The organism is Chromatiales bacterium 21-64-14 (assembly GCA_002255365.1).
Classification (GTDB): Bacteria; Pseudomonadota; Gammaproteobacteria; order 21-64-14; family 21-64-14; genus 21-64-14.
This window is the reverse complement of sequence record NCBI01000018.1, coordinates 54,564-74,728: the sequence shown is the minus strand read 5'-3', so window position 1 is coordinate 74,728 and position 20,165 is coordinate 54,564. Positions and strand designations below refer to the sequence as shown.

Here is a 20,165-nt window from a genome sequence, read left to right as displayed (position 1 = left end):
GAGTTGTTCGGCAAGGTGTTCGCCGGCATGAATGGCGCTACGGCCCATAATGCACCTCCTTCTTATCGCAACGGCCATTTAGGTAGTAGTGCTCGACACCGTCGCGGCGCGGCGGCGTTTGCTATCCGCCACAAGCGCCGACAAATCAGCACTCGGCCGGATTTCGAACGTGCCGCCCATCTTCAGACTCGGGTGTTTTGACATGAGCTCAATGGCCTCGTTCAGGTCCGCAGCGTCCAGGATCATGATACCCCCAAGGAATTCCTTGGTCTCGGCGAACGGGCCATCGGTAATCTGCGGCTTGCCGTTGCGGTACCGGACCGTGGTGGCCGTGCTTACCGGTTGCAGCGCCTCGCCACCGATCCAGTGGCCACTCTTCTGAAGCTCCTCGTCGTAGACAAAGCAGGCATCCATGAAGTCGCGCTGCTCCTTCTCGGTCCGTTGTCCGAAGTATTGGTCGTCAATGTAACCCAGGCAAATGTATTTCATTGCGTTTGCTCTCTTATTTCCCGCACTTGAAGTCCTCGGGTCCGAACACCGGACGGATCTCAATGGTGTCACCGTCGTCAGCTGGACACCTCGCGGCCCATTTCACGACGTCCTCTTTCGAGTCCGCCTCCACCATCCAATACCCGCCCAGAACCTCCTTGGCCTCAATGAACGGACCATCGGTGATGGCTGGCTTGCCCTTGGAAAAGGACACCCGTGCCCCGCTGGACTGCGGGTGCAGGCCGTTCAGGTCCAGCAACGTGAGGGCCTTGGCCATCTCTTCGTTGAATCGCCCCATTTGCTCCATCTTTTTCGGGTCGGGCACGAAGCCTGCGGCCGGCTTCTCTCGGCCCTGATAGACGGCTGGGATCATTAACATCATGAATTTCATGGATAACCTCCTTTGTCAGACTATGGTTCGGTACCTCGAGTCGAATGGGCATCCCGGTTTTCGACAGCACGCCGATTATTTCTCACGGAGCGCGTTTCGCCGTTTCTGCACATAGCGTCGCTCCGGCTCCAATTGAGTGAGATTCAGTGCCTTTTGGTACGCGGCATCTGCCGCCTCGGTATTACCCAGCCGCCGATGCAGGTCCGCCTTGGCGGCAAAAAACCAATAATATCCAGTCAAATTGTCTTCCTGCCCGAGACAGTCAATCAGAGCCAACCCGGCGGCCGGGCCATCGCGCATGGCCACGGCCACGGCCCGATTGAGACGGATGACCGGAGACGGTTCCAGGTCCAGGAGCCGATCATACAGGGCGACGATCTGCGGCCAGTCCGTTTGTTCCACGGATTTAGCTGCCGCGTGCACCGCCGCAATGGCCGCTTGTAGGGTGTACGGCCCAAACTCGCCCGAGCGCAGGGCCGCCTCCACCAACACAACCCCTTCCCGAATCAGGTGCTGATTCCATTGGCTACGATCCTGGTCCTCTAGTAGGATCAGATCGCCTTGTAGATCTGTGCGGACCATGCGCCGGGATTCGTGCAACAACAGGAGCGCCAGGAGTCCCTGCACCTCCGCAGTCGGAAGCAGATCCAATAACAGACGCCCCAACCGTATGGCCTCATCCGATAAATCAACACGCGTAACCGAATCGCCAGACGACGCCGAGTAGCCTTCATTGAACACCAGGTAAATAACCTGCAGTACGGTGTGCATGCGCTCCGGGAGCGCGCGCAGTTCCGGAACCTCATACGGGATCTTCGCTTCCTTGATCTTCGCTTTCGCCCGGACAATCCGCTGGGCCAGCGATGCCGGAGCAATAAGGTAGGCGCGGGCGATTTCTTCCGTGGTCAGGCCGCAAACCTCGCGTAGTGCCATGGCCACGCGCGCCTCGGGCGACAGTGCCGGATGGCAGCAGGTGAAGATCAGCCGGAGCTGGTCGTCCCGGATAGACTCTTCATCCTGTTGGGCTGGATCATCATCCAGTGACTCCGGCTCCTCAATCGCGTCCAACGGCGTATCAAACTTTGCCAGGCGGCGGATCCGGTCAATCGCCTTGAACCGCCCTGTGGACACCAGCCAGGCCCGCGGATTCGCTGGAATCCCCTTTTTTGGCCACTCCTCCAGGGCCGCCCGGAACGCATCGTGCAAGGCATCCTCCGCCAGATTGAAATCGCCGAGCAAGCGAATCAACGTCGCGAGCACGCGCCGGGATTCGGAGCGATAGAGCTGGCTGACGATCTCGCTGAGAGGTTCCAACGGAGTCACGGAAAATCCCCGGGCCGGTCCGGCGATTCATCTTAGCGTGCGGCACGGAATGCGACATGCCTCTGTGGGACATACGCATTCGGCGCCGCCATGTGTTTGCCGGAGCCGGGTCAGACTACACCCACACAAAATCGATGTCGATCCAAAGCAGCTCGCCAGATCATTGACATGAACCATAGATACTTTAGATACATTCGTCTGACCGCTTAAGGTCGGAAGGAGCCGTCCGCATCCAGACAGCAGATCGTCCGCTTTGGCCGACGTCCCGCCGACCAGCATTGTAGGCCCAACCGTCGTTTCCTCGGCCTTATGTAGCGCGCTACATAAGGCCGATTATGTAGACTGCTCGATTATGTGGACTGTTTTGGGCGGCATGGCATTGGAGCCTTGCGTAATCTGGGTTTTCGGCGATTAATGTAACGACATGCTCAACATAATTTCCAGAGCTGGGTAACTTCCTGGATAGGCAAGATCGGTCATAGATTTCCGGCGAGACCGCACAGGAGATGGTAATGCCGCGATGATGATCCTGTGAGTGTCACCTCGACAACATCGCCCCACCCTTAGTGGGTTGCGGATTATGTAGACCGTCCCCTTCACGTTCTCCGCGCCAGCGCAAGGCTTATAGCGGGCGCAGAGTGTCAAATCCACATAATCGAGCAGTCTACATAATCGGCCATTGCGGCCAGCGGGTTCTGAACCGACTTGGTCCGCTATGCGGTCTTGAGCACTCACTGGGCAGAAATTCATGCCGAACGGCTGCTTTCCAAGGCGGCGAACGCGCACTTCCAACCCCAAGCGACCGCTCGCGCGTTGACGGCACGCGGTCGGCTTTCGGGCGAGCAGCGGTCGGCCAGGGTTCGATCGGGATGGCCGGTTAGGCGTCTTAACGAAGCTCCGCGTTAAGGACTGCACTTGCGTCCGCCGTGCGGTGGGAACCTACTCCTGTGTGAAGTCGCGTACCTCTGCCGCGAACGGGTAGCAGTGCGGAGGCCTTGAGGATGGCAGCGTCATCGGCGTCATCGGCGTCATCAGCTTCTTCTGCCTCCCGTACGACGATCACCCTGCCGTGCTATAACGGGTGTACGTAGGTCGACCCGCCCTAGTGGTGTCGACATAACGCTGACACGCTGTTACATAACTTTCTTTTCCGGTAGACGCATTCCAGGTTCAGCGGTATAAACCGGACCTACTCAACAAAAACTACGAAACTGGATGGGGGGTTCCCGATGAAAGGGGTTATCGCCTCTGGTCGAGTTAATTTTCGTCCGATGATCCTTCTTCGTCCGGTCCTGACCGCCGCACTGCTGGGTGTGGTCTCCATAGTGTGTGCGGCCCCCGCACCGGCCTCGGTTCATACCCTGGCCCAGGCTCCCGCGGATCTCAGGGCCGCCGTCACTCGGACCTTAGCGGCCAAAGCTGCCACCGATCCGGCCTACGCCATCGGGACCAACGGGTGTGCGCGAGTGCCGGCGCCGGGCCAACACGCCTCGCTCACCGGCTGCTTCGCGCGCCGGGGTGCGGAGTTTCACGATGGCGCTGAGCATCTGGGGCTGCGCTTGACGGCCTTCGGCCACGCCGGGCATCTGCATCCGGTATCGCTCACGCGCACCGTGCCCCACGCCAACCGCATCGTCTATCGCGCCCCCGGACTTCGCGAGTGGTGGCGGGTTCTTCCGATGGGCTATGAGCAGGGCTTCACCCTGAACCGGGCCCCGGCCGGACACGGTAAAATCGTTCTACAACTGACCGCCAGTGCCGCGCCGAGGAATCACCACGGCACCCTGAGCTGGGGCCAACTTCGCTACGGGAAGCTGACGGTCATCGACGCCGAAGGGCACGTCCTGCCGGCGAGTCTTACCACCCACGGGCGGATCATCACGCTAACCTTCGACGCCCGTAACGCCCGGCTCCCCGTCACCGTCGACCCGCTGGTGTGGACGCAGCAGGAGATTACCGCCAGCGACGGGGCGGGAGGGCTCGAATTCGGCTACTCAGTCGCCCTTTCCGTCGACGGCAGCACCGCCCTGGTGGGGGCTCCCGCCGTCAACAACCTCGGCCGCCAGGGCGCAGCGTACGTCTATACCTACAGCGCCGCCACCGGCACTTGGACCCAGGTGGCCGAACTCACCGCCAGTAACGGCTCGGGGAATGACTATTTCGGCTGGTCGGTCGCACTTTCCTCCAACGGCGCCATGGCGCTGGTGGGGGCGATCGGCATCAACAGTTCCCAGGGCGCGGCCTACATCTACACCAGACCCGCCTCGGGGATCTGGACCAGCACTTCGACGTATACTGCTGAGTTGACCGCCAGCAACGGGGCGGCGAATAACTTTTTCGGCGTCTCGGTCGCCCTGTCCTCCAACGGCACTACCGCACTGATTGGGGCGCAGGGTACCAACAGCTATCAGGGAGCAGCCTACGTCTACACCGAGCCCACCTCGGGGACATGGGCCAACACCTCGACGTATGCCGCCGAGTTCACCGCCAGCAACGGGGCGGCAAACAACTTTTTTGGCTTCTCGGTCGCCCTGTCCTCCAACGGTACCACCGCGCTGATTGGGGCGGATGGCGCTAACAGCAACCAGGGCGCGGCCTACGTCTACACCGAGCCCACCTCGGGCTGGGCCACCACTTCGACGTACGCCGCCGAACTTACCGCCAGCAACGGGGTAGCAAATGACTATTTTGGTCATTCGGTCGCCCTGTCCTCCAACGGTGCCACGGCGCTGATTGGGGCGGCCCACGTCAACAACCAAGGCGCGGCTTACGTCTACACCGAGCCCACCTCGGGTTGGGTCAGCGCGACCGAGACGGCCGAGCTTACCGCCAGCAACGGGGCGGCGAATGACCACTTCGGCAACTCGGTCGCCCTCGCTTCCAGCGGCGCCACTGCGCTGATTGGGGCGGTCGGCGTTAACAGCCTCCAGGGCGCGGCCTACGTCTACACCGAGCCCACCTCGGGGACATGGGCCAACACCTCGACGTACGCTGTCGAGCTCACCGCCAGCAACGGGGCGGCGAATAACTTTTTCGGCTACTCGGTCGCCCTGTCCTCAGACGGCACTACCGGGCTTATTGGGGCGTACGTCGTTAACAGCGGCAGCGGCCAGGGCGCGGCCTATATACTGCCCAGCGCAGACCTGTCGACGGTTCTGAACGCGCCCGCCACGGTAACAACGTCCACCGCCTATACGGTCGACTACCTCGTTACCAACGACGGCTCGGTCCCCAGCGCCGATCTGAAGGTCCAACTGCCCGTGCCGAGCGGTGCAACCTACGACAGCATCAGCTCCACGCCACAAGGCACCTGCAGTTACAACTCCACCACCCAAGTGGCCACCTGCGACCTGGGCCCGCTTGCGGGCGGTGGCACTATGGACACGGCACAGCTGAAGCTGACACCCACCGTCACATCGGGCACCATCACCCAAACCGCCTCGGTGGAAGGCTCGCCCAACCTAAGCCAGGGTGCGACGAGTTCACTCCCTGGTGGTGGTGGCGGCGGCGGTGCCATCGGCCCATGGGCGCTGCTGGCGCTCGGCTGCCTGGGCTTCGTGCGGCGTCGCTGTCACGTGTAACTGATGCAGTCGGACGGGGCGGCGTAGGTCGCGCCGTCTCCCCCTTCACTGCCCACCACGTAGGTTTTGCGGCATGACGTCCGCTACCTGACGGCATGTGGTCACCGCACATCCCTATGGCATCCGACCGCTGTTGGCCGGACTTTGCCTGTCGTCGTTACCCCGGGTTCACCGATAACACCCAGAGGGCGCTAGGGTAACGAATCCTGCGCTGTCTTACGGCGTTGAGACACAACGCGAATACGCCAAGCAAACAAGGCCAGCAAAGATCCGAACACAAGAGCCCCTGCGAGGCCCCAATCACCGTTGCGCCTCCGCGCCTTATATGTGCCTTGCACCGTCAGTAGTTGGTACCCATTGACAGTAAGCGCCCATAGCTGCGGGCGCTTCGCTGTACCGCTGTACCGGACAGAAACAAATGCGCCCCGCCGCAACGCGTGCAGCGCAACTCGATCGTTCGGAAAAAACGACGGATACCAAAATCCCCCCACGGTCCCTGACACGAAAAACTCGACCTCCCGCGCGTTTTTCCCATACCCTCGCTGCACATCCGAGATCCACCCGGAGACGGTGCTAAAATGGTCAGGAGGGGGCGCGAACGACTCAACCCACGTGCCCATGAGAAATATTACCATCCCGCCCACCATCGCAAGGTATACCCACACCGCGAGGTTCTTCCGCATAAAGCTTTGCCCTTAAGCCGTATCTCTGTGTCACTGCCATAGGGTTACGGAAATTATCCGTTTCCAAGCGCGGAGCGGCCGCTCGGGACCCCCTGCCGGGTTTCCGCTGTTCGCCGCACCCGCCCCACGCCTTTGCGGCAGACTTCTGCTATCGACCCGTTGTCGCGGGCGCTCGCGGTACGGTGCGAGCCTCTACCTATCACACGGACATCGCCACTCGGTGGCCACCGATCGGGAAGCGAGCAGAATTACTTCCCCCCCTTTTTACGGCCGCCGCGCACGGAGACGCGCCCGCTTCCGCGCACCATCGGTCCCCCCATCGATCGCGTCAGGTGCCTGTAAGGGGTCGGCCTCGGCTTCGTTGACCGAGTGACCCCCCGGGATCGAGTACCGCTCACTGTCAGTAGCATAGCGCCATCGTGGCACTACCCGTCATCGGCCGAAGGTCTCCGCATGCCAGACCGGGATATCCAGCTTTCGATGCTTCTGCTGCTCGGAGGTAGGTACCACCGACAAGCGGGTGGTGGCCTGATCGAAATTGAATTGCACCCCAGTTACCGGGTGCGTCGACCAATCGGGATGTCGGCGCATAAATGACACGATATCTCCCATGGGCACCTTTTGGACGCGAATCGCATATGCTAGTCGCACCATACGTTGCAGCGCGGCGACATCATATGCACGCAACGGGTATTGTTCGTAGGCCGGTGCGGCAATGGCGGAGAGGATCTTGCCTATGGGGTTATAAAGGCAACTCAGCTTAGGCGTCCCCATGCAGTCAATTTCGTTACTATAGGCCGCCATGGCGCTCTCTAGCTTTCTAGGTGGCCCGTTGGCTATAGCGATAAACTTGACGGCATTTTCGGCGTCGAAATTCTCCGTAGCGTGCAGTCTATAGAACGGCTTGCCTACCCAATTCAAAAACTTTGCCCAGACAGATATATGCTCGTTGGCATAGGGAGTCATCCGGTATAATGTTCGCAAGAGCCGCGCGTCTACACGAAACTCATGAGCAAATGCTTGTCCGATCTTCCAGTCCCCGAGGGGAAAGGGGTTGACTACTAATTTTAACGTCTTCTGCAACGCACCCAGCCGCAGGCCCGGATCGGCAGTCATGTTGCCTAGCAGCAGAAAATCTTGCCTGAGATAGGCAACAGCCACCATCTTTGAAATGAGCGACCCATCCCCAAGCAAGACCTTTCGCCAAACCTGAAGGTCATCGCCCACCGCCGCCAGCGCGGCCGACTGGGACGCTAAAACGCCAGATTTCATGCGTACCGCAAAATACGCTAAGAAGAGGTGTCGTAGCCGTGAAGGAGGAAACGGCGGCATCGCATATATACTGGGCGTGGCGGTCTCGTAATAGCCGCTGGCGGTGTGGAGAGCTCGGTACCGCCGGTACAACTCACGGTTGTCGGTGACCAGACGCTCAATCTCTAGCCGATGACCATCCGCCTCGTGCCAAAGGGCGCCTACGGACTGCCGACTCCAAGGGAGTGTACCCTTGAATTCCAGCGCTCCTTGGAGCGCCTTGTCAGGTGGCAGATCAGAGGGGCCGGACGCTTTCCGGAGCCACGCTTCGTACGCCTGGACTCTGGCTTCCCCTGTGGCGATTACCGATCCACCGGGCGGCGCGTCGAGGCCACTGAGCATGAAGTAGAGGTTCTCATTGGCGGGGTACGGGTTGGTCCGCGCTGTTAGCAGGCGAGCAGTCTGTGGTGACAAGCGCTCATCACGGCTATTGATGACGAAGAGCGTGGCAACGAGTATCACCACAATCGCCAGACCCCAGAGGACTACCTTTCGTAAGGTTCGCAGGAATGTTTTCACAATATCGGTGAGTCCCTTGAATACGCTACCTCGTCGTGCTGATCTGAGCCTGACCTTTGCTCTCGCCAATCCGCGCGGCAAGTCCGCTTCCGTACGCTAAGCGGTCCCGTCAACGGCGTCGTCCGGTGACCGCTACTGGCCGGAAGCCGCAATTCGTTCCAGTTCCCATAAGCCGCCGGTGGAAGATTTCATCAGATGCCCAACGGCTGCCTTCAGGCGCATACCCCTAAAGGCAGCACGCGCCCAGGAGCTGACGCTCGTGTCTTCCGGAAAGCGGCGATTCATTAAGAAACAGAGCAGACACTCATCGTCAAAGCTCAGCCTAGGAGGCGCGACAGCACCGACGTCGGCTGGATTGTTTTGCCGGGCCGGGGCTTCATCGTGGTAGTAGCGCTGGAGAATAAACCTGGAAGCCTGCAATTTTCCACACCTCGTTCTTATTCTGGATTAACGCGACCTTGATTGTCGCGTCGCGCTTCTCAAATTGGACGCACACCGTAGCGTTTTATGACGAGTATCGCAATCATCCTGTGTCTGAGTGGGTCCGAAAAATGTACCGGGAGAATCGGGGCCGAAAATCGGGGGCAGGGCGCAATAAGGCCTGATATCGGCGACAAAAGGAATGCCGCCCCGTCTCTGCGGGCCCAACCGTGGCATTGCGGGGGCCGTTAGGCGTTACGCCGGCACTTCTTCTGATTGCGCCGGGCTGCGGCCAATCCGACCAAACCGATTCCGATTAGGGCTAATTCCGGTGGCTCCGGGACGGTGTAAGGGCGGAAAAAAAAGCCGCCATAATAGGCCCAAAAATCGGTGGTTTCGACGCTTGCCCCCGGGGCGGTGGCGTTGGCGGACACGGCCAGCAGGCCCGTGTCGCCTGACCGCGGCGGCAACGCGTCCCAGGAGGGAGTATCGGGTTCAAACGTCCCGCCGCTCGTCAGAATCCGTGTTCTTGTGAATGCGACCAACCCTGGATTGATAGTTAATATTGGGAGGGGGAGCCAACTAGGTCCAACGTCCGTTACCGTTACAAACAACCCTGTTGGAGAGAATTGGCCGGTAGCAAATAGTAGCGCTTTTGGGTCGTATAGGGTTGGATCGATTGCGGATTCTGTGATTTGCGCCTTTCCTGGGATGCTAAGCTGCGCGTCAGCAGGTAGATAATGATTGAACAACGTGACGACGTCGGCTTGGCTGGCCCACGTCCAGCCCCTGAGATCGTACCCGTTTACCGTGCCTGTGCACGCCCCGGTCGTCGACGAGCAGGCCGTTGCCATTGCGTTCCAGGAGTTGTTCACGAAAAATTTCGGTTGGGCCCACTGAGTGTTGCCCACCGTGACGATGTCAGTGTTCGGTATCAGGCCGGCCAAGGCCTGCGGGGCGTATGACGACAAGGCGAAGGTTCCACCCAATAGGGCGGCGCGCATGAGGTTTCCGGCTAGCGGTTTCATCGTTATGCCTCCGATATTGTAGTTATGGTCCCGTTTTTGGTCCCGTACCTGAATCGGACCTCAACCGGCCTGCAATGACGGGCGCCACGCGCACGCCGAAGCGGGGGGCACGAAACACCCGGCGCTCAACCGAAGGTGGTACCACTCGCGGAAGAGACGCAGGGCCCTCGGCTTATCGTGGCGCTTGATCGACCCGGAATTGCGGCATCCGCCCTGTTTTGTCGTTTTTGGAGAGGGTGGCAATGTACGTTGCAGCGCGGTCGGCGCCACTGGGGACGGACCCCGGCTTGATCCAATATAGCGTAACCCGAGCCCGATCCCAAACCAATCCAATGCGGGGCGCAGCTGATCAGTGGTCGCGGAGCTTGGCTGGTCTTGGCGGCTCACAAGCCCCAGGCGCTTCAGAGACGCGGCGATTCGCCGATAGGGCAGGGAATATTCTCAATATTTCAAGTGGGTATCGTGAACGTAGGCCTGCGCATCCTGAAGAGGCTGGTTCTGGGATCCGTGGCGGTCGTGCTGGTGCTCGCCGCTACGGTGTATGCCATCAACAGCGCGGATGAACGGCTGTCGCCACAGACGGTAAGCCTGCTGACGGCGCCGCCCGATCCCTATCGCCCCGGCGACAACCTCTACCTCATGCTGGCCGGGTTCGATGATACCTATGAATCGGCTGACCACCGGAAGGCGGCATAACCGGAAATACACTTATCCGCCTGCCCAAAATCCGAGGTCCATTTCTTCCGGCCAGGAGCGGTCATCTGGGGAGCATATAGATTTTACTGAGATCAGATGAAAAGCGGTCATGCGACTTGGTGGCCTCATAAGGACAAGAATTTATGAAAGATTGGCTCAAGGGAATGCGGATAATTCTCTGTGTATCCTCGTTGTTCCTCTGCGGGAAAATCGTTCATGCTGCTAGCTTCGACTGCACCAAGGCGCAGACTAGAGTGGAAAAGTCGATTTGCCACGACCCTGAGATTTCCAGGCTCGATGGACAGTTGGGGAAGGTCTATGCTGCAGTTCTTGCCGAGGCAGATCCTGGGCAGAAAACGAGGCTGGTCTCGCAGGAGCTGAGCTGGCTTGAGAACGTGCGTGATGTGTGTTCCACCCGTACCTGCTTAAGGCGCGCCTACCGGACACGCCTGGCCGCATTAAGAACGGTTTACGATAAACCCGCAGACCCCAATTCCACGATTAACAACGACAAGACAGGGAGCCTGAAGCCGACCTTCCTGGGGAAATACGTCGCCTATGCGATACGTGATCCTGGCTTTGGGACCATACCGTTATCGCCCGCGGTCAAGACCCTTGCCAGGAATTTCAACCAGTTCCGCACGTTGCCATTTTCCAGCCCGAATCCGCGGCTTTCTCCACGGTTTCCGCAGTTCTATCGCCCTCACTGGACGCGCATTCCGTTGAACCAGAAATTGGCCAAGACGATCGTGACAGAATGGGTCGCGGGTGGGCAGGCGCATGTTGCGTACTGTCACCTTGTCCCAAGTTGTCAGCATGTCTGGGATGATTGGTTGAAGACGACACGGGCCTTGAGGGAAAAGGGAGAACCCGTTATGTGGCGCACGCGCCTTGACCTTTTGGGTGACGGGGAACGCGAGACGATCATTCGTTTGCGCATGCCGCCGGACAGGTATGCCGGGCAGTCACTCCCGCAACTTCATCACAGTGTTTCCCGGTATCGCGCGTTTATGGACAGCAAACTGTACATGCTGCCCACGTCGCACCCGCAGATGGCCCGATGGTTCAACGGGTGGATGGGGTTGGGGTGGACAAGTTGGCCCACCGATATCATCGGAAACAAACGCGACAGGGGGCACCCCTATTATGAACTGACGTGGGAACCGTCCGCTGCACTGGTGGATTTCACCTACAAAACCGGTATTGGCGGCACAATCGGGGTGACCGCCTTCGTCAAAAATTCTCCCGGACATATGCGATCGTACCACTATGTACCACTTGGAAATATCGCGTGGATCCAGGACGTCCATGTTGTGCCAGGGCCACACCAGTGGCCGCACGTTCTTTATCAGTCACCCAGGCTTGATGCGTACTGTGCCCAGGCACTCAAGGTGGCCAAAGCCCAATTTCAATCAGACAATTTTTATCTTAACAGGCCTCCTCCGATACCGCCCGGCCTCGGGAGCACGTTCGCCCTAGGTCCCAAACCCGGTGATATTTCGGGGGGTGATGGCATCCAGTACAACAAGCGGTTTTTCAAAAAACTAACCCCTCCCGCGCATGACACGGGTGTCAATGCGGGCGCTTTTGTGTACTGGCAGAAGACGTCGTCACAAGGCCGGCGGGTCGTCGTTGTTGATGAGCCAATGAATTGGCAGGGTGATTGGTATGGCCTGTTTACCGTTCCTGTGAACATGCGGCCGAAGAGATTCTGGCATCAGGTTGAACTGATGGACAATGGCATTAATACAACAGAAGCCGGAGTCAGACAGGCCATTCCCCTGGGCTGGCGTCCTCCGGTTGTCTTTTCGGACAACAGTACTGCCCGCCTGTGGGCAATCAACCTGAACCAGGAGAGCGCTTGGTATCCCTATATGTTCGGCCCAAAGGTGGGGACGTCAAGTTGCGCGATTCTGTTTCAGCCGCGCCCCCCGTTTGTGCAAAGCTTAGGGCATGTCTATCTGTTGCCCCTGTTACCCCCTGCAGTTCACCAATTGGCAAAGACGCTCAATGCGGTTCTGGGGCCCGACGAGAACTCCGGTACACTCCATCCCGTAGCTTCCCTGCGTACAACAGCCCAAAAGACCTGGGTGAACGTGGCTCTGCGGCCTTGGGCTTTGACAGGAAAACCCTATAACACCCTGGCCGAAGTGAATGCCGGTCTGCACGCATGGGCAAAATCCACCCCGCATCATCAACGGCTTTACGATGACCTCAGGGTTGAATATCCAGAAGCCAGGCGGGCGCTTGCTCGCTATTACCAGTCCCGTTTCCACAAATCGGAGAAGGCAGCTAGCGCGATGGCGAATCGCGCGCTGAGTATTGCGTTCCGCTCGTACTTTGTTTTTCAACGCGGGGCCGCGTCGTAGGAGCGTATTCGCAGTGTCGACATGTCCGGGTACGGTAGACGGCCGACAGCTTCTGCGTGAGACTCGCTATGAGTTAATAACCCTTTAGAAATGGGTATGTGTCGAGTTTAAAGTCCGCTTTTCATAAAAAAAAGCAGTCGGGTTTGATCGAAGCCCGAATGACTGGGTGGGGTCGGATGGGTGAGTAGCGGTTATCGAGAAGCTGCCGCTTGAATGCATCAGCGCAGATTTTTTGTTGGAACTGGTTGAGCGGCAGCAATGCGAAATGGACCGGCCACTTAGGCGCCAACCGCACAATGACCGTTCAGGCCGAGGAAACGACGGTTGGGCCTACAGTGCCGGTCGGCGGGCCGTCGGCCGGGACGCGTACAATCGGCCAAAACCAGCCGTTCAAACAAGCTGTACCGGCTGGAATGTGTCCACGATACGCGTGGCAATTGACCCGCAGCCTATCACCCGAACTGCATTGCCCATTCGCGAGGTTCAACCGGGTATTCAAAGCGCTGCATCATGCGCATTGAGGCTTGGTGGTTAGGGGTTCCCAATACGCTCGGAGAGTTCGGAGATTGAGCCAGTCTATCTTGCAGGTGTTTGACATTGGTCAGGATCGCCCATAATATGAGTGTTCACGCATATGAGTATCCACCAGTATGTTGGACGAAAACCATGTCATCGCGAAATGACCACCTGTCTCATGCGTTGAGAACGGTGGGGGACCCCAGCCGTCTGCGCATTCTCTGCGAACTGGGGTTGGAGTGCCGACCGGTAACGGACATCATCGACGCCACCGGTTTGGCTCAGACCAACGTTTCCTTCCATCTGCGCGTTCTACGCGAAGGCGGCTTCGTGCGCGCCGAACGCCGCGGTCCCTTCATCTATTACTGCCTCTTCGACCCGAAACTGCTGCGTATCCTTCACGACCTGCGGGATTGGCTCGCGGATCGTCCCACGGCATCCACGGGCAAGACGACTGCCAGACGTAACGCCGTGTCGGGACGCAGCGTGCCGATGCGAGGCCGTCTCAAGGACGCATCGTAACCATGTGGCCGAATGGATGGTGGGGACCGTTCCCCTGGATGTTGATCTTTCCGCTGCTCTTTCTCGTCGTGCTGTTTCTGTTTCTGTTTCGTGGGATGGGCTGGCCGGGGTGCGGGCACCGTAGAACGCACGACCGCGAGGAATCGGCCCGCGAGCTCCTCGACCGCCGTTATGCCCGGGGCGAGCTGAGCCGCGAACAATATCAGCAGATGAAGAAAGACCTCAATTAAGTGGGAACCCCTGCGATGACGCCGACGATGCAAGAGAAACTGTTTCCCGCCACGTTAATGCCGGATCAGGACTGGTGGCAGGCGCTGTGGCCCGATCCCGACGGGGTCGTCCGGGCTTTGGGGATCGAACCAGGCATGACGGTGGTGGACCTCTGCTGCGGAGACGGGTATTTCACCGCTGCCATCGCGCGTCGGATCGGTGCGGGCCGTGTGCTCGGATTCGACATTGATCCAGTCTTGTTGGAACAGGCCAAGGCGGCCTGTCGGGGGCTGGTCAATTGCGCCTGGATAATGGGCGACGCGCGCGAACTGAGCCGATTGGTCGAGGACCGTGTTGACTATGTGCTCATCGCAAATACCTTCCACGGCGTGCCGGAGCAAACCGCCTTCGCCCGCGAGGTGGTGGCTGTTCTTAAACCCGAAGGCCGCTTCGCAATCGTGAACTGGTACCCGCGCCCGCGCGAGGAAACCTTGGTGCTCGGACAGCCGCGTGGACCGCGCGCGGAAATGCGCATGTCCCCGGAACAGGTGCGCGCAGTGGTCGAACCGGCCGGATTCAGGCTCGACCTGCTCGTCGAGCTGCCGCCGTATCACTATGGAACCATCTTCAAGAAGGCGTAAACGGGAGAGGATGCGTGAGTGAAACCAAATGTCGCGCGAGGTCAGCAAATCCATGCGACCCAGTGCGCGCCCTGTATACCACGCTCGCGCAGGAGCCGGAGCGAGACTTCGGCTGGGACAAGGGTCGGGATAACGCGCAACGTCTTGGCTACGACCCCGCCTGGCTCGCGCAGCTGCCGGACGGCGTCTGGGAGTCGGCCGCAGCCGTGGGCAACCCGTTCGCGTTGGACCCCATCAATCGAGGCGAAACTGTGGTCGACATCGGCTGCGGGGCCGGTGCCGATCTGTGCGTTGCCGCATTGCTTGTTGGTCCCACCGGACAGGCCATTGGCCTTGATCTCACGCCGGCGATGGTCGCCAAGGCCCGTGTCAATGCGCAACAGGCGGGACTCAGCCACGTGACGGTGCACGAAGGAAATATCGAGAACCTGCCGCTGCCGTCGGCATCGACAGATGTAGTGATCTCAAACGGGGCGATCAATCTCGCGCCGGACAAGACCCGGGTGTTCCGGGAGATCCACCGGGTCCTGCGGCCGGGCGGCCGATTGCAGTTTGCCGATATGGTGCGCCGCAACAGTGGCTGCGAAGCGACAACGAAAGACGGCTCCTGGGCCGATTGCGTGGCTGGCACGCTGCAGCCTGAGCAGTATATTGAGCTATTGCAGGCGGCGGGCTTCCGGCAGGTCGAATTTGTTGATTGGACTGGATACCACACCGCTGCCCACACCGAAGGCGCGACCTTTCGCGCCGTCAAGGTGCCTATTTTGACGGAGTAATTGTACCAATACTCTCCAACACGCAGCAGATTTCTCGCCCACGTTTGAACTGGCATCAAGTGACCGATATAGCGAAACGGAACACTCTCTTGCCGCTTCAGGCGAGTCGGAAAATCGGGAAAGAAATGTGCCGGTACGACCTTGCCGCTCGGGAGGACTTAGTTGAGCGGCAGTTCAGTGTCGGAAGTACGCGTTCGCCGCCTTGGAAAGCAGCGGTTCTGCATGAATTTCTGCCCAGTGAGTGCTCAGGACCGCATAGCGGACCAAGTCGGTTCAGAACCCGCTGGCCGCAATGGTCGAAGAAACGACGGTTGGGCCTACAATGCTGGTCGGCGGGACGTCGACCGGGACGCGTACAATCGGCCAACAACGGACGGTCGGCTGCCCCAAATACGTGCCCCAGAACGGACGTTCGGGAAGCGTCGAGCATCGCGCACCACTGACACGCGCGCCGAAGCGGAGAGAACCGCTGCGCCAGCGATGCCGCAGGCAGCATCGCTGGCGAGGGTTGATTAGCCCAGCATCTTCAGCAATGCCTGCGCGGCGGGTTCGGATGACGCCGGGTTCTGGCCGGTGATCAACAGGCCATCGGTGACCACGTACGGCTGCCAGTCGCCGGATTTTCTGTAGTTGCCACCGTTCTTTTTCAACATGTCTTCCACCAGGAACGGCACTACCTTGGTCAGGCCAACGGCCTCTTCCTCGGTGTTGGTGAAGCCGGTGACGGACTTGTCCTGGACCAACGGTTTGCCATCGGCTGACTTCACATGGCGCAACACGCCCGGAGCGTGGCACACCGCGGCCACCGGCTTGCCGGCGGCCAGCGTGGTTTCGATCAGCGCGATCGAGGCAGCATCCTCGGCCAGGTCCCACAGCGGGCCGTGGCCGCCCGGGTAGAACACCGCGTCGAAATCACCGGCTTTCATGTCCTGCAGTTTGTGCGTGCTGGCCAGTACGGCCTGCGCTGCCGGCTCAGCCTTGAAACGGCGAGTGGCGTCGGTTTGCGCCGACGGATCGTCGCTCTTGGGATCCAGCGGCGGCTGCCCGCCATGCGGTGAGGCCACCGTGATCTGCGCACCTGCGTCCTTGAACGCGTAGTAAGGCGCGGCGAATTCTTCCAGCCAGAAACCGGTCTTCTTGCCGGTGTTGCCCAGTTGATCGTGCGAAGTGAGAACCATCAGGATTTTCATGGAGTGCCCTCTTTGAATGGAGATGGGGAAGCGAGCGGTCTTGCCGGCGAGGCCTCATTCGCTGGCGACGCGAACCACCAGCTTGCCGAAATTGCTGCCGTTGAGCATGCCAATGAAGGCCTGTGGCGCCTGGTCGAGACCGTCGACGATGTCTTCGCGAAACTTGATCTTGCCGGCCTGTACCCATTGGCGCATCTGCTGCATGAATTCGCCGTAACGATGGCCGTAGTCATCGAAGATGATGAAGCCCTGCATGCGGATGCGTCGGGTCAGGATGGTGCGCGCAAGCAGGCCCAGCCGGTCAGGGCCGTCGGGCAGTGCGGTGTCGTTGTAGTTGGCGATAAGGCCACATACCGGCACGCGCGCCGAGGCATTGAGCAGCGGCAGCACCGCATCGAAGACCGCGCCGCCGACATTCTCGAAATACACGTCGATGCCATCGGGGCAGGCGGCCGCCAGCTCGGCGGCGAAGTTCGCGCTGCGATGATCGATGCAGGCATCAAAGCCCAGTTGCTCGACCACATAGCGACATTTTTCCGGACCGCCGGCGATGCCCACACTGCGGCAGCCCTTGAGCTTGGCGATCTGGCCCACCACCGAACCCACCGCGCCGCTGGCTGCCGCGACGACTACGGTTTCACCGGCCTTCGGCTGGCCGATGTCGAGCAGGCCCATGTAGGCGGTGAAACCGGGCATGCCCTGCACGCCAAGCGCCAGCGACGAGGTTTCCATTTGCGGGTCCAGCTTGCTCAGGCCGATGCCGTCGGACAGTGCGTAGTCCTGCCAGCCGCTGAAGCCGAGCACGAGATCGCCTTCCTTGAAGTCCGGATGTTTCGAGGCCTGCACCCGCGACACGGTACCGCCGACCATCACGTCGCCAATGGCGACGGGTGCGGCATAGGACTTGGCGTCGCTCATGCGCCCGCGCATGTACGGATCGAGGGAGAGATACAGCGTGCGCAGCAGCAGCTCGCCGTGGGCGGGCGTGGGCAGTGGTGTTTCTCGAAGACGGAAGTTGTCAGGCGTGGGCGCACCGACCGGGCGGGAGTTCAGCACGATGGCACGTTGCATGGTTGCGTTGGAAGTCATGAGAGTGACCTCTTGTGACTGTGAAAGACCGGCCCGAAGGCCGGCGTCATCGTTCAGAGTGCGGCTTCCAGAATGTGCCGGCTGGTGGCCGGGGTGACATCGCGGTGTTCACCGAGCTGAGTCATGCCGTGTGCTTCGAGCTGGGCAATGACGGTGTCGATCGCCTCAGCGCCCAGCTCGTAATCCGGCAGGCGGGTGGCGATGCCCATGCGCTCGAAGAATGCGCGGGTCTTTTCAATCGCCTGGTCGATGCGCTCGTCTTCGCTGCCTTCGTGGATCTGCCAGACCCGCTCGGCGTACTGCAGCAGCTTGGCGTGCTTGGTTTCGCGGCGTACGTGCAAGCTGGCCGGCAACACGATGGCCAGCGTCTGGGCGTGATCGATGCCGTGCAGCGCGGTCAGTTCATGGCCGATCATGTGGGTGCTCCAGTCCTGCGGTACGCCGGCACCGATCAGGCCATTCAGGGCCAGCGTGGCGATCCACATCAAGTTGGCGCGGGTGGCGTAATCCTGCGGGTTGGCCAGTGCCTCCGGGCCGGTTTCGATCAGGCTCTGCAACAAACCTTCGGCGAAGCGATCCTGCACCTTGGCCTGCACCGGGTAGGTCAGGTACTGCTCAACGATATGCACGAAGGCATCCACTACGCCGTTGGCAATCTGTCGCGGCGGCAGGGTGTAGGTCTTGGTCGGGTCGAGGATCGAGAACTGCGGGAACGTATGCGTGCTGGAGAACGCCAGCTTGGCGTGGATCGCCCTCTTCGTCACCACGCCGCCGTTGTTCATTTCCGAACCGGTGGCCGGCAGGGTGAGCACGCTGCCAAACGGCAGCGCCGTGGTGATATTGCGGCCGTGCTTTTCCAGGATGCTCCACGGGTCACCATCGAACGGCACCGCGGCGGCGACGAACTTGGTGCCGTCGATCACCGAACCGCCGCCGACAGCCAGCAGGTAGTCCAGCTTTTCCTGGCGAACCAGTTCAACTGCGCGCATCAGCGTCTCGAACGTGGGGTTCGGTTCGATGCCGGAAAACTCCTGAACGTGGCGATCACCGAGCGCGGCCTTCACCTCGTCCAGCGTGCCATTTGCCTTCGCGCTGGCGCCGCCGTAGAGGATCAATACCCTGGCCGAGGCGGGCAGCAAGGTATTCAGCTTGCCGATCGTTTCCGTGCCGAACACGATGCGGGTGGGGTTATGGAATTCGAAATTCTGCATGGAAATGTCCTTGGATTAGACTGGTCGTGTAGAGTGGGTGGGCAATAAGGTGGGATTGCGTGCCCGATGGGGTAGAAATCTATGCGGGAAGAGTGGTGTCGGGGGGGGGGAGTTGGAGCCATTGCCGGGTAGCCGCCATGGCACCATCCAGACTGCTGCGGTCGTGCCTGAACTTGCTCAGCAAGGTGGCACCCAGCCAGGTTTCATACAACGTCTGGGCGGTTTGTTGCGCATCGAGGGTCGAGCGCAGCGAGCCGTCAGCGATGCCTTCACGGATGCAGCGGGCCAGCCGATCGATGACCCGGTTGGTGCCGCGGTGCAGGGCGATCCGCATCGCTTCGGAAAGATCGGAGACCTCACCGCCCAGCTTCACCGCCAGGCATCTGCCATCGACACATTCGCCGACCTGGCTTTCCTGCCATTGCTGCCAGTACGCCATCAAACACTCGGCCGCAGAGTGGCCGGGGCGCGTGAGCAGTGCATCCAGCTGGTTCAGGTAGTCGTCGAAATAACTGTCCAGCAGGGCTTCGCCGAACATCTCCTTCGATTTGAAGTAGTGGTAGAACGAGCCCTTGGGCACAGCGGCCGCGCTCAATACCTCGTTCAAGCCCACCGCCGAGAAGCCCTTGCCAAGAATGATCGGCTTGGCGGTGTCGATGATGTATTGGCGTACGCTGCTGCGTTCGGTGTCCATAAGCGGGAATGATAGACGAAATTAGACCGGTCGTCTAGTGGTTGTGTTTATCGATGTTGCAAAGAGCAATTTCGGGCCATTCGTGTGCTGTGGAGCTACCTGATCAGGTGGTCAGGCACTTCGAATTGCTTGTAGTACTTGTCGCCCGCGTCGCTGGCAGGTATGGGCTTTGGTCGAGCATGTTCATCGTGGCATAGCGTTCGTAAACCTTGTCCGCACGCTGTGCGTGGAAGCAGCACGTAACCTTCGTCGTGGTTCACGATCACCAACGTACCGGTGACCAACTGGACGTGTAATGGTTTGGCCACTTGTTCGTCAACCGATTGTGCGTTGGCCCCGGTAACCCTGCGGCGGAGGCCGCTGGCGAGCCTGCGCGCGCGGCGGTCAGACGAATCCCGCCAAGGTGCAAACTGGCCAGCCCAAAAGCCGCCGTTCGTCACCGGCAGTAAAGGGCCGGAAGTACGCGTTCGCCGCCTTGGAAAGCAGCCGTTCGGCATGAATTTCTG

The 20,165-nt window shown here is 60.1% G+C and carries 17 protein-coding genes; 7 read left to right on the top strand and 10 right to left on the bottom strand.

Translation table 11 applies throughout. The annotated features are described in order from the left end of the window. Window positions 1–78 precede the first annotated feature (78 nt). The 3 genes from B7Z66_09810 to B7Z66_09800 form a co-directional block, all read right to left on the bottom strand. The gene (locus B7Z66_09810; GenBank protein OYV76239.1) at window positions 79–489 is read right to left on the bottom strand and encodes a dehydrogenase; all 411 of its coding nucleotides are present in this window, start codon (window positions 487–489) and stop codon (window positions 79–81) included. A gap of 13 nt (window positions 490–502) precedes the next feature. After that, on the bottom strand, window positions 503–880 hold the full coding sequence (locus B7Z66_09805; GenBank protein ID OYV76238.1) for a hypothetical protein: 378 nt from the start codon (window positions 878–880) through the stop codon (window positions 503–505). A gap of 75 nt (window positions 881–955) precedes the next feature. After that, window positions 956–2,230, bottom strand: a complete 1,275-nt coding sequence (locus tag B7Z66_09800; protein OYV76237.1) for an RNA polymerase subunit sigma-24 — start codon at window positions 2,228–2,230, stop codon at window positions 956–958. A gap of 1,202 nt (window positions 2,231–3,432) precedes the next feature. Between B7Z66_09800 and B7Z66_09795 the strand changes: the two genes are divergently transcribed. Then, entirely contained in the window at window positions 3,433–5,784 is a 2,352-nt protein-coding gene (locus B7Z66_09795) for a hypothetical protein (GenBank protein ID OYV76236.1), read from the top strand. Between the two features lie 191 nt (window positions 5,785–5,975). Here the strand turns inward: B7Z66_09795 and B7Z66_09790 are convergent, their stop codons facing one another. The 3 genes from B7Z66_09790 to B7Z66_09780 form a co-directional block, all read right to left on the bottom strand. Continuing rightward, window positions 5,976–6,467, bottom strand: coding sequence for a hypothetical protein (locus B7Z66_09790; protein OYV76235.1), 492 nt, complete (start codon window positions 6,465–6,467; stop codon window positions 5,976–5,978). A gap of 432 nt (window positions 6,468–6,899) precedes the next feature. After that, window positions 6,900–8,240, bottom strand: coding sequence for a hypothetical protein (locus tag B7Z66_09785; GenBank protein ID OYV76234.1), 1,341 nt, complete (start codon window positions 8,238–8,240; stop codon window positions 6,900–6,902). A gap of 725 nt (window positions 8,241–8,965) precedes the next feature. Beyond that, window positions 8,966–9,187 carry a hypothetical protein gene (locus tag B7Z66_09780; GenBank protein ID OYV76233.1) on the bottom strand — a complete coding sequence of 74 codons (222 nt, stop codon included), beginning with the start codon at window positions 9,185–9,187 and terminating at the stop codon, window positions 8,966–8,968. Window positions 9,188–10,198: 1,011 nt separating this feature from the next. Between B7Z66_09780 and B7Z66_09775 the strand changes: the two genes are divergently transcribed. The 6 genes from B7Z66_09775 (at window position 10,199) to B7Z66_09750 (ending at window position 15,475) form a co-directional block, all read left to right on the top strand. Beyond that, window positions 10,199–10,441: a hypothetical protein gene (locus B7Z66_09775; GenBank protein OYV76232.1), complete on the top strand. Its 243-nt coding sequence runs from the start codon at window positions 10,199–10,201 to the stop codon at window positions 10,439–10,441. 143 nt (window positions 10,442–10,584) lie between these two features. Further along, window positions 10,585–12,810 (top strand): hypothetical protein, encoded by a 2,226-nt coding sequence (locus B7Z66_09770; GenBank protein ID OYV76231.1) that lies wholly within the window; start codon window positions 10,585–10,587, stop codon window positions 12,808–12,810. A 666-nt stretch (window positions 12,811–13,476) separates the two neighbouring features. Then, complete coding sequence (locus B7Z66_09765; protein OYV76230.1) at window positions 13,477–13,848, top strand: hypothetical protein; 372 nt, start codon at window positions 13,477–13,479, stop codon at window positions 13,846–13,848. 2 nt (window positions 13,849–13,850) lie between these two features. Next, window positions 13,851–14,078, top strand: coding sequence for a hypothetical protein (locus B7Z66_09760; GenBank protein ID OYV76229.1), 228 nt, complete (start codon window positions 13,851–13,853; stop codon window positions 14,076–14,078). Between the two features lie 15 nt (window positions 14,079–14,093). Then, on the top strand, window positions 14,094–14,699 hold the full coding sequence (locus tag B7Z66_09755) for a methyltransferase (protein OYV76228.1): 606 nt from the start codon (window positions 14,094–14,096) through the stop codon (window positions 14,697–14,699). Further along, window positions 14,633–15,475: a hypothetical protein gene (locus B7Z66_09750; GenBank protein OYV76227.1), complete on the top strand. Its 843-nt coding sequence runs from the start codon at window positions 14,633–14,635 to the stop codon at window positions 15,473–15,475. Before B7Z66_09755 ends, B7Z66_09750 begins: the two co-directional genes overlap by 67 nt. A gap of 512 nt (window positions 15,476–15,987) precedes the next feature. Here the strand turns inward: B7Z66_09750 and B7Z66_09745 are convergent. From B7Z66_09745 to B7Z66_09730, 4 genes are all read right to left on the bottom strand, one after another. Continuing rightward, entirely contained in the window at window positions 15,988–16,665 is a 678-nt protein-coding gene (locus tag B7Z66_09745; GenBank protein ID OYV76226.1) for a type 1 glutamine amidotransferase domain-containing protein, read from the bottom strand. 54 nt (window positions 16,666–16,719) lie between these two features. Further along, entirely contained in the window at window positions 16,720–17,754 is a 1,035-nt protein-coding gene (locus tag B7Z66_09740; protein ID OYV76225.1) for an NADP-dependent oxidoreductase, read from the bottom strand. A gap of 53 nt (window positions 17,755–17,807) precedes the next feature. Further along, a complete protein-coding gene (locus B7Z66_09735) occupies window positions 17,808–18,965 on the bottom strand; it encodes an NADH-dependent alcohol dehydrogenase (protein ID OYV76224.1) in 1,158 nt (385 codons plus the stop codon). 79 nt (window positions 18,966–19,044) lie between these two features. Next, complete coding sequence (locus B7Z66_09730) at window positions 19,045–19,659, bottom strand: TetR family transcriptional regulator (protein OYV76223.1); 615 nt, start codon at window positions 19,657–19,659, stop codon at window positions 19,045–19,047. Window positions 19,660–20,165 lie beyond the last annotated feature (506 nt).

Excerpts from the sequence above, each read along its gene's own strand:
- B7Z66_09805 (OYV76238.1), bottom strand. The coding sequence starts at position 880 with ATGAAATTCATGATGTTAATGATCCCAGCCGTCTATCAGGGCCGAGAG.
- B7Z66_09735 (OYV76224.1), bottom strand. The coding sequence starts at position 18,965 with ATGCAGAATTTCGAATTCCATAACCCCACCCGCATCGTGTTCGGCACG.
- B7Z66_09770 (OYV76231.1), top strand. The coding sequence starts at position 10,585 with ATGAAAGATTGGCTCAAGGGAATGCGGATAATTCTCTGTGTATCCTCG.
- B7Z66_09745 (OYV76226.1), bottom strand. The coding sequence starts at position 16,665 with ATGAAAATCCTGATGGTTCTCACTTCGCACGATCAACTGGGCAACACC.
- B7Z66_09740 (OYV76225.1), bottom strand. The coding sequence starts at position 17,754 with ATGACTTCCAACGCAACCATGCAACGTGCCATCGTGCTGAACTCCCGC.
- B7Z66_09765 (OYV76230.1), top strand. The coding sequence starts at position 13,477 with ATGTCATCGCGAAATGACCACCTGTCTCATGCGTTGAGAACGGTGGGG.
- B7Z66_09760 (OYV76229.1), top strand. The coding sequence starts at position 13,851 with ATGTGGCCGAATGGATGGTGGGGACCGTTCCCCTGGATGTTGATCTTT.
- B7Z66_09790 (OYV76235.1), bottom strand. The coding sequence starts at position 6,467 with ATGCGGAAGAACCTCGCGGTGTGGGTATACCTTGCGATGGTGGGCGGG.
- B7Z66_09730 (OYV76223.1), bottom strand. The coding sequence starts at position 19,659 with ATGGACACCGAACGCAGCAGCGTACGCCAATACATCATCGACACCGCC.
- B7Z66_09755 (OYV76228.1), top strand. The coding sequence starts at position 14,094 with ATGACGCCGACGATGCAAGAGAAACTGTTTCCCGCCACGTTAATGCCG.
- B7Z66_09795 (OYV76236.1), top strand. The coding sequence starts at position 3,433 with ATGAAAGGGGTTATCGCCTCTGGTCGAGTTAATTTTCGTCCGATGATC.
- B7Z66_09810 (OYV76239.1), bottom strand. The coding sequence starts at position 489 with ATGAAATACATTTGCCTGGGTTACATTGACGACCAATACTTCGGACAA.